The sequence below is a fragment of the Gilliamella sp. W8128 genome (assembly GCF_016100545.1).
GTDB classification, from domain to species: Bacteria; Pseudomonadota; Gammaproteobacteria; order Enterobacterales; family Orbaceae; genus Gilliamella; species Gilliamella apis.
In genome coordinates, this window is record NZ_JACFSE010000003.1 from 112,459 (window position 1) to 129,107 (window position 16,649).

Below are 16,649 nucleotides of genomic sequence, written 5' to 3' on the forward strand. Positions count from 1 at the left end.
TTTTTATGTCAGACTTTTTTGCACACGGTATCGACTGGTTACTCTCTTCTATGGATGGGTATATTTTGCCGCTAACTAAAGCAACCGCAATAACGTTATCATTAGCATTTGTATCGTTAATTGTCGGCATGTTTTTTGCGTTCATTTTTACTATTTTAGAATCAGTACCCTTCAAACCTGTTGCATGGTTAATGTCACTATTTAATTTAACTATTCGAGCGTTACCCGAATTATTAATTGTGGTGGCAATCTATACCGGTTTACCGCTGTTATTGATGGCATTAGATGATGGTTTTACCATTCCATTTGGCTTTACATCATTTACCGTAAAAATGAATATTGAAAATACTCAACCAGATCCATTTTTATGCGGTGTTTTTGCTTTATCCTTACTTTATGCCGTTTATGCATCTCAAACCTTACGTGGAGCATTTAAAGCGATACCAAGTGGGCAAAAACAAGCTGCTCAAGTATTAGGTCTTAGTAAATCTCGTACTTTTTTCCGCATAATAATGCCGCAAATGTGGCGCCATGCATTACCTGGTTTGAGTAATCAATGGTTAATTTTATTAAAAGATACCGCCCTTGTATCTGCGATAGCGATTGATGATTTAATGATGCAAACCAAAACAATTGTTGCAAGAACCAACCAACCTTTCTTATGGTATTTTATTGCTATGCTTGTTTATTTAGTGATATCAGTTTTAAGTCAACGCGTTATTTCTCGTATTGAAAAACGCTCTACCAAATTTGAACAACCGTCATCAGCTAATAGTCAGTAAGGTCATTTTATGTCTGATAATTTTATTTACTATCTAAAAATCATTCTTCAAGGTCTACCTGATACTTTAAGCTTAAGTATCGCAGGCATATTATCAGCTGGTTTTTTAGCTATCGTTTTTTCTTGCCTTTTATCTTTAAATTCAAAGTTTTTAACTAAAACGATACGTGGGTATATTGTTATTTTTACTGGTTCACCTTTATTGGTACAACTTTTTTTAATCTATTATGGACCTTCACAATTTGGCGAAATTTTAAGTAAAGTACCCGCTTTTTATGAATTTATTTCATCGCCATGGTTTTGTGCTTATTTAGCATTAACGCTTAATAGTGCAGCTTACACTACTCAAATTTTCTATGGTGCTTTAAAAGCTGTTCCACAAGGACAATGGCAAGCATGTAGTGCATTAGGCATGAATAAAAGACAAACACTCAAAATTGTAATGCCATATGCATTAAAACGTGCACTATCTACTTACTCTAATGAAGTTGTCTTCGTGGTTAAGGGAACCGCACTAGCATCAATGATTCCTGTTATGGATCTCATGGGATATAGTAATACACTAAATGGTGAATACTATGATTTCTCAATTTTTGTTGTTGCTGGGCTCATCTACCTCTTGATAAATGGTATTTTAAGCACCATTATGAGGATAATAGAGAAAAGAGCCCTCACCTTTGAAAATTAATATGAGCCAATTTGATTCTGTATCTTTCTTAAAAACCGTCCCACATAAACCAGGTATCTATCAAATGTTTAATGATAAAGATACCATCATTTATGTGGGAAAAGCGAAAGACCTCAATAATCGTTTAAAAAGTTACTTTAACAGTAGTAAAAAAACCATCAAAACCGATCGATTGGTGAGTCATATTCATCGAGTAGAATTTACCATCACCAATACCGAAACAGAAGCTCTTTTGCTTGAACAAACTTATATCAAAAAATATCAACCACGATATAATGTTTTACTCAAAGATGATAAAAGCTATCCGTTTATTAAATTAAGTAAAGAACGCCACCCACAATTATCTTTATACCGCGGAGCAGTTAATCGTAAAAAAGATGAGTTCTTTGGCCCTTACCCAAGTGGTTATGCAGTTAAACAAATTCTCGCATTATTACAAAAAACCTTTCCGATAAGGCAATGTCTTAATAGTACTTATCGTAATCGAACACGTCCTTGTTTGCAGTACCAAATTAAACGTTGTTTAGGCCCTTGTGTACCTGGTTTAGTCAGCGACGAAGATTATAACGAACAAGTGAATTATGTTAGGTTATTTTTATCTGGACAGTCAGATGAAATCTTAAAAAAAATTACCGCTGATATGTTAAAAGCCAGTAGTGAGCTTAATTTTGAAAAAGCAGCAGCGTTGCGTGATCAGTTACAAGCAATCAAACACATTAATGAAAAACAAGCTATCTACAATAATAATGATAATTTGGATGTAATCGGTTTTCATTATGAACTCGGCTTAGCTTGTATTTATGTGCTTTTTATCCGTAATGGTCAAACATTTGGTCATCGTTCTTATTTTCCTAAAGTACCGTCTAATACTGAACTTGAAGAAGTTATCGAGACATTTTTAGGGCAATTTTATCTACAAGGTAATCAAAATAGGAATATCCCAAAGAAAATTCTTCTGAATTTTTCGTTGTCCGATAAACAAGCAATGGAAGAGACGTTATCTATTGTTGCTGAACATCAAGTTAAATTAGTTGATGAACCGAAAGGTGATAATCTTAAATTATTAAATATTGCGACCGTTAATGCTCAAACGGAAGTTAAAAATAAATTACTTGAAAACTCAACCATTAAACAAAGATATGATGCTTTAAAAGCTTTTTTGGGGATTGAGAAAATCAATAGAATGGAATGTTTTGATATCAGCCATTTTATGGGCAAAAACACTATCGCCTCTTGTGTTGTGTTTGATGATAAAGGACCAGTTAAATCTGAATTCCGTCGTTATAATATTACTGGTATCACACCTGGTGATGACTATGCAGCAATGGAACAGGTATTGACTCGTCGTTATAGTAAAAAAGATCTTCCTGAAGACAAAATCCCTGATATTATCTTTATTGATGGTGGAAAAGGTCAACTTAATCAAGCTTTACAAGTATTTGAGAAGTTACAAGTAAACTGGGATAAACATCATCCTATTTTAATCGGGGTGGCTAAAGGTGCTGAGCGTAAAGAAGGTTTAGAAACACTCTTCTTTGAAGCTCATGGCAAAGGTTATTATTTAGATGATCATTCCCCTGCTCTATTATTAATTCAACAAATCCGTAACGCATCACATGACCATGCGATTGTAGGTCAGCGTAAAAAAGGTGTTAAACAATTAACTGATAGTGCGTTAGAGCATATAGAAGGCGTTGGCGGAAAAAGACGCCAAGCATTATTAAAACATTTTGGCGGGCTTAGAGAGCTAAAAAATGCTAGTATAGATGAAATAGCCCAAGTACAAGGCATCTCCAAATCGTTAGCTGAAAAAATTTATCTAAATTTACAGCAATAACACATTGAAAAATTAACATTTTTCAGGCAACATAATCAGTAAGAAAACACTGTTTTTTTAATTATCACTAACCAATTGATTAATAAAACAAAATGAGCTAATGTCACATGAAAATCAACTTACCTACATTCTTAACATTATTTCGAGTAATACTTATTCCTTTTTTTGTGTTGGCATTCTATTTATTTCCTCATGAATGGTCTGGCTTTTTTTCGGCATTATTATTCTTAATTGCCGCAGTTACAGATGTTTTTGATGGTTACCTCGCCCGTCGATTAGGTCAAACTACCAAATTTGGCGCCTTTTTAGATCCTGTTGCCGATAAAATAATGGTGACGATCGCATTGGTACTTATCACTCAGTATTATCAAGCGTGGTGGATTTCTATTCCGGCTATCATCATCGTTTCTCGAGAAATCATTATTTCTGCATTAAGAGAGTGGATGGCTGAAATTGGCAAACGCAATAATGTTGCGGTATCTTCAATTGGTAAAATTAAAACTATTGCCCAAATGACAGCGTTAACTTGGTTACTTTGGCGTCCTTGCGATCTGGTTATATATGCAGGTCTGGCAGCCCTACTTATTGCAACTGTCTTAACTTTATTATCTATGTTGCAATATCTTTGGATCGCGCAAAGTGATTTATTAGACGAAGATTAAACATATTTATGAAATATCGCAGATATTATCTGTGTAATATCTTAATAATCAAGTTAGCTAAATAATTTTGTAAAAATAGACAAAATAGCTTAATTTAACGACTAATCAGTCAAACATTGAGCAATCAAACCATTAATTTGAAATTTTTATTGACTGAAATGATAAGATAGGTAAAATGCACAGCATCCAAAACGCAGTTACCTTTCGGAACTAAGTTTTGAGCCCGGGTGGTGAAATCGGTAGACACAAGGGATTTAAAATCCCTCGGCCTTTTTGGCCGTGCGAGTTCAAGTCTCGCCCCGGGCACCATTTAAAACACTTCTCATGCGGGAATAGCTCAGTTGGTAGAGCGCAACCTTGCCAAGGTTGAGGTCGCGAGTTCGAACCTCGTTTCCCGCTCCAATTTAATATCCAGTATCACTCGTAAAATACCATAACAAATGGATAGTAGAAGCCTAAGCTATAATCATAAATAGGATTGATTCACCTTTAACTAAGTAGACCGCCATCTAATTTATCTATTGCTATCATAGCTGAATAAATATCAGATTGTAGTAATTTATCCCATATATCTAAACAGGTATTAATAGCCTCTTTATCCATATCCTCTGTGGCTTCATCATAAAGTCTTTGAAGAACAGCAAGTAGACTTGATTCTTGAAGATCTATTCTTGATGGTTGATTATTTGCATTGTAATTACCCGTAATATTTTCTACTAATTGTAAAATAGGATTACTAAAATTGGATAAATTTCCAGGATATTCTTTCAATGACTCAAATAGTTGGAATAAACAATGCAAAGCTGCCTTTGACGTGACAAGTAGGCTGAATAATTTATCTGCATTAGGTTTTAACCAATAGTTTTCGTGTCTAACACATATTCCTACTTTTCTGAGTAATTTATCATTATCATCATTGATTAATAACTGATAGGCATGTTCTATTTTATCCATCTTATCGTCATATTTATCCTCGCGAAGCAACTGACTAATAACAGATGCACAACCATCTTTTAGAATATTATCTCCTTGAAGTACCGCGTTAAGTTGTTCCTCAAATAAACCATTAAAAAACCAACGGGCGTATATTTGTATTGCGGCTTGTTTTTTTATTTCATCGTAAGTTGACGCCAGCATTGATAAGGTTAAAGCTATATACCGCTGTTGATGTTTCCTTTCAAAACCTTGATTAAAGAAATGATAAGCATTATATCCACATGTCATACGTAGGTCTTTATGACACAATTCAATAAATTTTTCATGCGCATAATCATTTTGATAATTAAGTAGTGGTGTTAAAAGAAAAAGGGCAGCCATTTTAACTGAAGGGTGTTCATCATTAATTGCACAATCGACTAGTTCAAGGTTTTCCAATGCAAATGTCTGGTTACGCCAAAAAATGTCAGAAATTCCTCGATAAGCGATGCCTCGAACACAATTAATCGTTGTATTCAGCAATGATTCAGCATCTGCACAATCTGTTGAGTTCCCCTTTTTGGAGTCCCAAACTGTTAATTGATTTGATTCAGGGTTAGTTGAATATTTTGCGAGGTTTATTAGTATATCAATGCCCTGCTTGGACCAACTATCAGCTCTGCTTGTTAATAATCTAGCTAACGAATATTCGCAAGCCTCATTATTAAAATGAAGAATCACTTGCTCTATTAATTCCGTAGGACAAGTTTCCCTTTGCTCCTTATAATTATCACTAACTGGTATGTCATTAGATTCTGCTAAGCCATAGAAGAAAGCATCAATATATTCTGTATGAATGTTCTGAGGGAGTGAAAGCGCTAATTGGGCAAAACGAATTGGTTCGAGATTTACACTCGACTGCAAATCTTGAGCAAATTGCTTAATACCTGCTTCGGAAACAGTATCATTATCTATTTGAGTTAATTTATGGGGGGTAAATGCAGAAGCTGGTGTTAATATTAACTTGCGCCATGCTTTATTAGAGAGTTTATTTTTTCCACGTAAGGGCGAGATGACAATCCCTCCAAAACTGTTATCCGCCTGATAGAAATCAGAGTAAGAATATGAACTAAATTTGCGCTCTAGTACTGGAATTAAATTTTTTGATTTACACGATATGCGCTGCTGATCCAAGGTCGGTAATAAAAAATGTTGGAGTTCCCCCCAATAATTATAATATATGTTATTTTTTCTCTCTTCTAATAGTCTCTTTATCTGTTCAATATCTATTGAGGATGAGAAAAAATATATTATTTTCTCCAGTTGCCAAAATAACGCATCTGAACAATGTGGGGAGAATTTAGTAATGAGTTTTCCTGATAAAATCCAAGCAGGTTCAATATACTCATTGCCACAGGCTAAACGTGTTTTAGGAGCAGCCAATAGCCAGTTAACAATCAGATCTGCATGTTGATTTGATAAATTTAATAAAAGTGTTGCAACCAAATGAGTTATCACGGCATTTGATTTTTCCATATAAGGAGCAATAATGCTTAACAATATGTCTGGATAGGGTTCTAGCTGTCGGCCTGCCAACTCAATAAGTGTAAATAGCCCATTTCGAATACTACTTACATCATGATAGTTGCTATGCCGATATCGATAAAACCATTCATGAGTAGCGTATTTATCTTGTTCTGAATTAAAAACACTGTCTATATATTTTAACAAAAGCTTAATAGTTTCTGTGGGTATCGCTATTGTTAATTGTGTAATTTGTTTGAGTTCATCATCAGTCCAACCATCACGACTAGTTATCTGGTTAATGTTTTTTTTACTTGATGAGTATGGAGATTCGCAGATAACGTGTCTATAGTGCTCTAATATTAATTCAATTAAAGATAGTACTCGTAATGGATGTGTTTTGCTAAGTGACGCCCAATTAATATAATCTGCCGTACAACCTAAATTGAGTAATCTCTTTCGAAGCTCAAAAATATCATTTGTATCATCTTCAATTTTCCAAGGTAGTGCAGAATATACCCTTTGATTCCATTGTTCTGATTGGCCAACGAAGTCAGATAGCTCTTTGATAATTAATTCTGATTCATTTGTCGCTATGGAGCTGAGTAACCTAATAGCTATATTAATTAGATTATCATCGCTACTGTTTAGCCATTTTGAAATATACCGATTTTCAGTTAAGTAATGGATAATAGCACTATTTGAGTAACAACTTATCATTAAGAACTTTTTACAAAGTGCTTGGGACTCGATGATTTTATCAATGAGTGATTTTGCTGGTTTTTTAATATCTTTGATTTCTTTAATTGAGTTTAAAACTAAGTATTTTAGATGGAATCTAATATTATCATTGAATAAAATTGCCTCAACGCAGTTACAAAAAAGATCTTGCCCTGAATCCAATAGTATATTTAGCGCATATTTGAGATGCTCTCTTTTGGCTAAGGTTTGTGTTTCATAAGGCCCAATTTCAAATAAGAGTCTTTCTGGTGATTCACTTCCTGCTTTAAAAAGTTTGGTGCCAACTTGATAATCAAATAAAGCTTGATGCCGAAAGCTGATTCTTTGGTTTTGCTTACTGAGTAACCCAACAGAAATTAGTGCCTCTAACTGTTTTTGGGACCCAATTGGTAGTGCATTTTCAGAAATTGATAATTGTGATTGTTCAATCATCAATGCCACAATATGATCAATAAAAACGGTTACCTCTTGCTCTGTTACCTTACACAGGATAATTTGTTTTAGTCTATCTTCCCAAAACGTTCTTACAAGTTCTAATTTATTATTAAATTGAGGAGCTGTTTGGGTACGTTGTGCAATAGATAAGTAGATACCTAACCATAAAGGAATTTTAAGTATCTCTTTTTTTTCCTTTGCTAAAGAAGAATAAACTTCATATGGTGAAACTAAAGGGATTATTGTGTTTTCATCTAAAGAAGATAATGTGATATCTAAACGATTGTCGTTAATGCTTTGTAGCCAACTGGATAAGGCAATATCTTCATTTAAGTCAAATTCTCTAGATGCTAGAACAATACAGATATCTTTTCCTTCATCTCTTAACCTAATAATTTGCCGAACTATTTCTCTGCAAATATCTAATGCATTACTTGAATGTGATGCAGTCCATCTTATCGCATCGAGTTGATCAAGAATAAATACGACTTTTTGTTGTGATGTAAATTTAACTAAACTATGTACAGGAGAATAAGGAAACCCTAGAGACCTTCCAAATTCTTTTGAATTATCTTGAGGATGTCTTCTATCTAATCTAATAGGAACCGAAATTATATTATTGGCTTTTAAATGGTTATGCAACTCCAAAAGTAAAGCACTTTTTCCTGTTCCTGCCTCGGCTTTAATTAAGGTTACTGCGTTATCTTGAATTGAATTAATAATAGCGTTTAGTTCATTCCGCGGAATTAATGTATTGGAAATGAGGAACGGTTTGATTGACTCTTCAAACTCTGTGGAAAGCGTATCTAGCACAGTCGATATTCTGTGGTCATCTGGTACAATTCTTTGTTCAAAACCACTTGTTTTTAAATCGGTCAATAACTCAGATAATGTTATTTTCTTCCTTAGTTTATTAAACTCTACTGGATAATTTTTAAGAAAACTTAATAGTTTTACTGGCTCATCTGAAAATAATGCAGAAGCCTTATCTTCAAGCTCACTTTGGGTATAACGATTAATAATATAGGGGGTAACTTTGAATTTTTGAAGAAAGTAAATGGCTCTTTTTATATCTGATTGGTCAGTAATATTTAATCCCAAATAATTACAAATAGCAGTAAAATCTTTATCGCGTTCTTGGCTAACCTTAATTTGGTTTTCCATAAAATCATTAGGGATCATGTTGCTATTAAGTGCACTATCGCTGAGATCACTCATTTTTTTACTGGGTAAGGGTGATACAAGATGAAACTCGGTAACTCCACGTTCAATTTGACGTAAAGCATTGCGAAAAATTTTGGATTCATTAAGTTGAGATAATGTCCAATGCTCATTATTACCTACACCAACTTTACATTGATGATGCTCTGTATGATCTTGATCGATACCAATTATTACATCAACACCAACTTCATCATCCCCAATAGGTTCGACGACAATCCATGTGATCTTTTCTTCAAGTAGACGAAGTAATTGGTAGGCAACCCAATTAGCTTCATATCTATTACCAAATTTTTCAGCATAGCCACCTGCTTCTAAAGCCATCTTATGTCCCTTATAATACCCCTACTGGTTATGATATATGTTTGAATAGTTTAATCTCAAATTCAGATAGTTCCATTAACGTAACTTAATCACTACTTCTTACCATAATAGCAACAGATCACCCCACAATTTTTGCTTCAACAATAATAAAATTTAGATATTTTGCTATAATTATATCCACTGTGTAAATTTACATTTAACAGCCACAGACCGCTTTGAGATTCGTCCCCTTCTGTTGCATAACCATCTAGTTTCCACCAATCAAGACCGCCTATTAGATCTTTTACTTATATTTTCTTGCTTTACGATGGGTATGCATAAATCGGTTGAGTCTAATTCAAAAGATAATTTTTCTTGATAATGACGCACTTACTCGATACTCATAAAAACTTCTTTTAAAATTTAAACTCAAAGAATATTTTCTAACATATAAGCTAATCGATTAATTATCATATCAATGTTAATTTTATTTTCAATTAACTATTTATAACGCAAATATAAATTGTATTGATTAAATTAGCGTAATTTTGTAGTTCTATGTCTTTTTTTATTATTTTACCTGACAAAGATCATTATTCCTTATAAATAACCTGAATAAAACGACAATTTATTGTCACCAAACAATCTAATCATCTTATTGTGTGTATTTGGTAGCTTTGATGATTATTAACTCTCATTTTTTAAGTATAAATTAAAACAAAATGATATTTTTTGGTTATGTGGATTTTGTTTTTACGGTTGAATGGTTGCGCTGTTATTTGTTTATGAAGATTTTTATGAAAAATATGGTTAATACGGAATCAGCTGTCATAATTGAATTGCTAACTAATGAGATTTTAATTATTTTTTTCTAAACAACGAAAAATATGAATATACCGACATGGTTGAAAGTACAACAAGAGTAATACCCCATAATGTTTGATAGTTATAAATGTTCTCTAAAAGGGAAATATCTATTTCTAACAACGCTAAAGAACATGCTGCTCCAATAATAATTCCCCCATTTTGAAAAAGCCTTATCAAGCTTCCTATCGTGGATTGTTTATCTTTTTTTTGCTCCATCGCTACCTGAATTAATGAACTTTGAAACAGTCCGCCACCTAATCCGTAGCACAAAGCAGCTATAACATAATTAAAGACTGAAATATTAAAACTCATAAAGAAAAGTAAGGCGAAAGAAAATTGCATCAGAGGTAAAGCATAAATTAGTATTATTTTATTACAACTTGAATTTATTACTTTTTTGACAAACACACTTAAAATGACTCCAATGGGTGCCGCAGTACAAATTAATCCTATATAGTCAATTGAATAACTAGTTTCTTTTATAAATATGAGAGGTGATACTGAAAAGAGCATGCCTGCAGTCAATCCAAATAGCATGCTACCAATTGAAATGTATCTAATTGACGAAATTGATAATAATTTGACAGGGAAAAAAGGATTGGAGTGTTTTGATTCAATCTTCCCAAAAAATAAAAATATGATCAAAGTAGAAATACCAATGAAACTTGTTTCAACCAGCGACAGATTTATATTATTAGAATAAATAAGAGAAACACAACCGACTAACATCATGAAAAATAGTATCATTCCTTTTAAATCGAAAGTCTCTTTATTTAGTAAGATTACTGATTTATTTATTCTCAAACAAAAAAGAAATCCCACAATACACAAGGGAACATTAATTAGAAACAAGAATTGCCACCCCCATAATTTTAAAATAATACCTCCAAAAGAAGGTCCAAGAATTGGCCCTAAACTTATCGCCAACATTATGAAAGAATTTAATTTTATTTTTTGTTTGCTTGATTGTAAACCAGCCAATCCCAGACAATTTGCTTGCAATAATGCGGCACCTATTCCTTGTCCACATCTAGATAAAATAAGCTGATTAGCAGAATCTGAAAATCCAGCAATCATTGAGGTTAGACCAAAAAGCAAGAAGCCCAGTGTTAAGGCTGTTTTTTGCCCCCAAAAGTCACCAAGCCAACCGCTAGGAATGAGAAAAATAATTAAAAATAATAAATATAAAGTAACTGATAATCCGATATATTCTAAAGAAACATCAAAATCGACTGAAAAGGAATTTAACGCTAAGTTTATAATCCCAGTATCTAATGTTGATAAGAATAATCCTAAAAAACATATAATATAAATAGAATACATTGGTTTAGTACTATTAACTGCTTGAGTCATTTAAAGGTCTCACCTTACTAAAATTTCGCTTTTAACTGACTACCTACAGAAAAAAGTGAATGCAAAAGTAACCAACCATTAGAATAGAAGTTGCAAAAATGAAATATTTTTTTTCATAGAGTTTCATGTACTTTCTTTTTGTGTTGGTGAAAATATCTAATTAGCTTATTTACTTTTTATAAATTATGTTTAAAAAGAAATTTAAACAAGTTAGCTAAAAAACGTATATCAATATGTTTTTCTTTGTTGGTTACCAATTGAATAATAACTAAAACATTATTGATTTTTTTTGGAGATTCTAAAAAGTGAGTAAATTATATTGTGAGGATTTAATACGATTTTCGGATGCAATGTCTGACGTCAGTAGAGTTATGATTATTACGGAATTAATGAATGGTAGAACGCTTTCAGCCTCATGGTTAGCAAATCGACTGAATTTATCACCACAAGCTACTCGTTTTCATTTAAAAAAATTAGAAAATGTTGCACTTATCCATCACAGGACATGTGGTAAACACCGCTACTATGAAATAAAAAATCAAGATACAGCAACGTTTATAGAATCAACGTTTAACATTATTCCGCCAAATGATTGTTTATTTTTATCCAACTTTAAAACTAAAGAAAAATTTAAAGAGGCAAGAACATGTTATAAACATTTAGCTGGCTCATGGTCTGTAGCACTTACCCAATCATTTATTAATAATGAATTTATTGTTATACAAGACAATTTTTTTGTGGTTACTGAAAAAGGTAAAATCTTTTTTAATGAACATAAGTTATTATTTAACACATCTAACACAGCTTGTGTTGGCAAGCGCTGTATAGATTTTACTGAACATCGGGATCATATTGGTGGCACCTTAGGGACTTTAATACTGCAATCAATGCTACAACAAGGATGGTTTAAACAAGAAGATAATAAACGTGAATTAACAATTACCTCAAAAGGAAGAAAAAATTTAAATTTCTTATTAATTGATAAATGGAGATTTACAATAAAAATTAACTTTTTGATGATAGACTAATTATATATGTTTAGCATGATGTCAATTCTGGATTAACTGATTCTAAGCAATTTTTAGCTCAAATAAGGGCTTAAGCAGATCATGCTTTAATTGAAAATGATTGCTATCATATCCAGATAAATCAACAATTAGAAGGGGGGCTTTAATTATTATGAAAAAAACATTATTCATATTTTTCTGCTTAATATTTTTTTCTTTTCACGCGGCTTTAGCAGGACAAAATAATTTAATACTATTCGAGAAAAAAACAAAATTTATTTTTGACAAAGATATAGTTATATTAGTCACTCCCAGTGAAAATACAATTAATAAGTTAAAAACTAATATGGGTGATGATTTCTATGTTATAGCCGATGACGCTAATTATTACTTCTTCTTAGTTTATAATTACCTTAAATCTATTAATAAACCATATTTAATAAAGAACGATGAGGCTATTTTTTATTTTCAAAAAAATGGCGTACTACACAAAATACAAAATAATAATTCCCATCTCCATTGGTGGGCATTGTTATATAAACATAACGAAGGAAAATACAAAATTGTATCTTTCATCGATTTTGAAGATGAATATAAAAAATTCATATCAGATGGAGATACTTATTCAAAAAATGAATGAATTCAATGAAGAGAGTATGCACAATATGATTGTTGTACTTACTGACCATGCCCCAACATGCTCCCCATAACAACTTACCGGTTATGTACCGTTTTATGAGCACCAGACAGTTTACACTTCGTAACTCGCTATGGGTAACAGCACATTAATGCCACAGATGAGTTTAATTTTGCTGAAGATGCCAAAACTCTTTATAAATTCCATCTTGTTGCAATAACTGCTGGTGAGTACCACTTTCCACAATTTCGCCTTTATCAATTACTACAATTTGCTCAGCACCGATGATAGTAGAAAGTCGATGAGCGATCACTAATACCGTTTTTCCTTGCACTAGCTTATTAATCACCTTTTGCACTGCCAGTTCATTCTCAGTATCAAGAGCAGCAGTTGGCTCATCAAGGATAAGAATAGGGGCATTTTTCAAAATAGCTCTGGCAATAGAGATACGTTGCCTTTCCCCACCAGAAAGACTTTTGCCAATATCATTCAGTTGTGTTTGATAACCGTCGCGGAAATTCTGGATAAATTCGTTGCAATTTGCTTGTTTACAAACTTCGATGACCTCCTCGTCACTAGCGGATAATTTTGCCATTCTGATATTATTAATAATGGTGTCCTGAAACAAATAGACATCCTGAAATACTACAGAGACTAGACTCATTAACTGACTCTGAGACATATCTCGAATATCAATACCACCGATTTTAATACTGCCTGACTTAACATCAGCAAACCGAAGAATAAGCTTGGTTATTGTAGTCTTACCGCAACCACTGGCACCGACCAAAGCGGTTAATGCTTTTTCTGGGATCTGAAGGGATATATCTTTAAGCACATATTTGTCCTGCCCTCGGTACGAAAAGTTAACTCGTTCAAATTCAATATTATAGTGTTCAGGCATAATCTCTGCCTTTTTTTCAGGTAATGATGGTGCATTCAACAGTTCCTGCAATTTTTCATACCCTATAACCAATGATTCAAGCATCGATGACATTTGTACAAAATAGTTTAATACATCCGTGGAACGAGCAACGATTAATAACACGCTGGCTAATAAGAGGTAAGAAATGGTCGTAGCATTCACCAAATAGGCACCTAACGAGATGATAAGGATCAAACCAATTTGGATCACGATAGTTATAATTAAGTTAGGTTTTTCGCCTTTTTTTGTGCCAATACGCAGTATATTTGCCACATCTGTTGTTACCTTAATAAACTCTGTCATCTTCTCTTCGGTTTGGCCTGTCGATTTTAATACGTCAAGTCCTTGTACAAACTCGACAGCTTCCCCTTTTAATTTGGCATTGGCTTCTGCCAGAATGCTAAAACCTCTGCGATAGGCCTTCCTACGCCACAGGTAGAGTGGAATTGCCATTGGAAAGACCAAAAGCATCATCAAAGAAAGTTGCCAACTGTAAAATAACAAGGCTATTGCAGCTGATAGTGGTATAACCACGCCGGTAATGATGATATTGAGTAGCATAAATGTAAATACTGCCGCTTCATTTACACTTTGCATCATAAGGTAATTTATTTCCCCAGATCTAAACTGACTTAAATAATCTAAGGAAATATGTCTTAGCTTGTTACCTAATTTTTCCCTTAGCTCGGTAACTGCCAACGTCGAATAACCATCCGCATCATAGCGTTCACAAAGCACCTTAAAAATAAAACTACCTATCAATAGAACAACGACAATAATTAAATGAGTAACTGTTGCAGTAACACTTTTGGCTTCTAGTGCTGCAAATAAGGGATATAGTAAAACCAACGAAACGCCAAATAGACAAGAGGAGATCACAGTATAAATCAGACTGCGGATCAATATTTTCTTTTGCTTACCAGCCGCATTGATTAAGCCAATATACGTTTTCAGCAATGATTTTGTTGTGCGTGTGTCTGTATTAATATACTCTTTCATCACTTTTCTCCATCAGCCAAATTATTGACTGGAATCGACCAATCTTTTGCTTTGTTATACTCTTGCCATAACAATTTATAATCACTAGAATTTTCGATTAAATCATTATGTGTCCCATGAGTTTTAATCATCCCTTTATCCAATAATATTATTTGGTCGGCATTGACAATCGTCGATAAGCGATGGGTTACCATAATGACAGTTTTATTTCTATCAATTAAACGGTTAAAGGCTTTTAACAACAATGCTTCATTTCGGGCATCAGAAAAAGCCGTCGGTTCATCTAAAATAACGATCGGTCGGTTTTGTAAAAAAACTCGGGCAATGGTGATCCTCTGTTTTTGACCACCGGATAATAGCTGCCCTCTTTCTCCTGCCAGAGTGTTATACTGTTGAGGAAGTGTCAAAATGAAGTCGTGAATTTCCGCTTTTTTGGCGGCTTCAATAACGTCTTCATCAGAGATATTGTCTAACCCATAGCGTATGTTATCTGCGATCGAGCATGAGAATAAAAAGTTATCCTGAAAAACAAATGAGATTCTCGACATAAGTTCAGCGTATTCAATCTCTTTTATATTAACTCCACCTAAAGTTATCGTTCCAGAGGTTGCATCAAGAAAGCGTGGAATGAGATTTGTTAGCGTTGTCTTACCAGAACCAGATGTACCAATAAGAGCGGTAAATGAATTTTCAGGAATTTTAATATTGATATTGGATAAAACAGTGTCAGAATTCTGGTAACAAAACCCAACTTTTTTGAAAATTATCTCATTATTATCAGGTAATAGCGGGTTGGAAGGCGCCTCTAAAATTGGTAGATTTTCAACTTCAAATATTCTTTCTATTGCTGCCTTTGACTTTTGTAATATCTGAAATAGACTCATCACTGGATGAACACTTTCTGCAATACCGATCGCCAACAATAAAAAACAGAAGGTTGTAATAAATGAGATTTGGTCATTTAGTTGGGCTAAACTCAATCCAACAACTAATATGATACTCATCGGCATAGCGGAGAAAAGGCTGCGAGCAATTTTTGTAGACAATCGCATAGATTGCAACCAATGAAAGACCACCTGGCTATAGTTTTCCAGTGCTTTTTGATATTGACCGAATGCTCCCTCCCCGGCATCAAATGTTCTTACCGCACTCATTCCCTGAATATATTCAATGATTTTACTGTTGATTTGAATAGTTGCATTATTATAGCTTTCCTTTAAAAGCTTAGCTTTTTTCATGATAAAACTCAGCAGTAGAAAAGTAACTAAAGTGATGGCAAATACAATGCTTGCAAAGACCCAATTAAAGATAAATAAAACCAGCAAGGTAAAAATTGGCGTAACGAATGCCTCGGCTTTTAAGGGCGGAGCATCAGCCACAAAGGCATGTAATTCTTTAATATCATCAATTAATGTTTTGACAAGATTTCCGTTGCCCATGTTTCTAACCGTTTCAATTGGCAATTGATTGATCTTTTTGATAAGCCTAGTTCGTAATATTTTTTCTAGTTCAAATGCCGCATAGTGAGACTTATCGTGAGCATAAGTTCTCAGCGTATAAAAAAGAATACTCAGAACAAGTAGAGAGACAATCGGCAATCCCGGGAAGACGCTAGCATCCAACATCAATTGGTGTAAAACCCAGATCAACGTTAACCAGATACTCAGTTTAAGCACCTGAGCAATTGATGCCAAAAATATTGAATGAGATACTTTATTCTTTACTGGCAGAAATATATCCGTGTGATTCATAAT

Annotated in this window: 10 protein-coding genes and 2 tRNA genes; 8 read left to right on the top strand and 4 right to left on the bottom strand. The window is 33.5% G+C overall.

The genetic code is table 11. The features are described from left to right. Positions 1 to 5: 5 nt before the first annotated feature. The 6 genes from artQ (at position 6) to H3U97_RS03765 (ending at position 4,370) form a co-directional block, all read left to right on the top strand. A complete protein-coding gene (artQ, locus tag H3U97_RS03740) occupies positions 6 to 782 on the top strand; it encodes an arginine ABC transporter permease ArtQ (RefSeq protein ID WP_232343732.1) in 777 nt (258 codons plus the stop codon). A gap of 9 nt (positions 783 to 791) precedes the next feature. Then, the gene (artM, locus tag H3U97_RS03745) at positions 792 to 1,469 is read left to right on the top strand and encodes an arginine ABC transporter permease ArtM (RefSeq protein WP_065578772.1); all 678 of its coding nucleotides are present in this window, start codon (positions 792 to 794) and stop codon (positions 1,467 to 1,469) included. Position 1,470: 1 nt separating this feature from the next. Beyond that, entirely contained in the window at positions 1,471 to 3,306 is a 1,836-nt protein-coding gene (gene uvrC, locus H3U97_RS03750) for an excinuclease ABC subunit UvrC (RefSeq protein WP_065613463.1), read from the top strand. A 107-nt stretch (positions 3,307 to 3,413) separates the two neighbouring features. Then, positions 3,414 to 3,968, top strand: a complete 555-nt coding sequence (pgsA, locus tag H3U97_RS03755) for a CDP-diacylglycerol--glycerol-3-phosphate 3-phosphatidyltransferase (RefSeq protein ID WP_065578773.1) — start codon at positions 3,414 to 3,416, stop codon at positions 3,966 to 3,968. 221 nt (positions 3,969 to 4,189) lie between these two features. Then, positions 4,190 to 4,277 (top strand) — tRNA-Leu (locus H3U97_RS03760). Between the two features lie 17 nt (positions 4,278 to 4,294). Then, positions 4,295 to 4,370, top strand: a tRNA-Gly gene (locus tag H3U97_RS03765). A gap of 87 nt (positions 4,371 to 4,457) precedes the next feature. Here the strand turns inward: H3U97_RS03765 and H3U97_RS03770 are convergent. Together H3U97_RS03770 and H3U97_RS03775 are read right to left on the bottom strand one after the other, a co-directional pair. Next, complete coding sequence (locus tag H3U97_RS03770) at positions 4,458 to 9,128, bottom strand: hypothetical protein (protein WP_198198189.1); 4,671 nt, start codon at positions 9,126 to 9,128, stop codon at positions 4,458 to 4,460. Positions 9,129 to 9,968: 840 nt separating this feature from the next. Continuing rightward, a complete protein-coding gene (locus H3U97_RS03775) occupies positions 9,969 to 11,327 on the bottom strand; it encodes an MFS transporter (protein WP_198198191.1) in 1,359 nt (452 codons plus the stop codon). Between the two features lie 305 nt (positions 11,328 to 11,632). On the opposite strand from H3U97_RS03775, the gene H3U97_RS03780 reads away from it, so the two are divergent. Together H3U97_RS03780 and H3U97_RS03785 are read left to right on the top strand one after the other, a co-directional pair. After that, complete coding sequence (locus H3U97_RS03780; protein ID WP_198198193.1) at positions 11,633 to 12,355, top strand: winged helix-turn-helix domain-containing protein; 723 nt, start codon at positions 11,633 to 11,635, stop codon at positions 12,353 to 12,355. 151 nt (positions 12,356 to 12,506) lie between these two features. Continuing rightward, positions 12,507 to 12,974, top strand: coding sequence for a hypothetical protein (locus tag H3U97_RS03785; RefSeq protein WP_198198195.1), 468 nt, complete (start codon positions 12,507 to 12,509; stop codon positions 12,972 to 12,974). 163 nt (positions 12,975 to 13,137) lie between these two features. On the opposite strand, the gene H3U97_RS03790 is transcribed toward H3U97_RS03785, so the two are convergent. After that, positions 13,138 to 14,895, bottom strand: coding sequence for an ABC transporter ATP-binding protein (locus H3U97_RS03790; protein WP_198198197.1), 1,758 nt, complete (start codon positions 14,893 to 14,895; stop codon positions 13,138 to 13,140). Beyond that, positions 14,895 to 16,646, bottom strand: coding sequence for an ABC transporter ATP-binding protein (locus H3U97_RS03795; protein WP_198198199.1), 1,752 nt, complete (start codon positions 16,644 to 16,646; stop codon positions 14,895 to 14,897). The genes H3U97_RS03790 and H3U97_RS03795 overlap by 1 nt, the downstream gene beginning before the upstream one ends. Positions 16,647 to 16,649 lie beyond the last annotated feature (3 nt).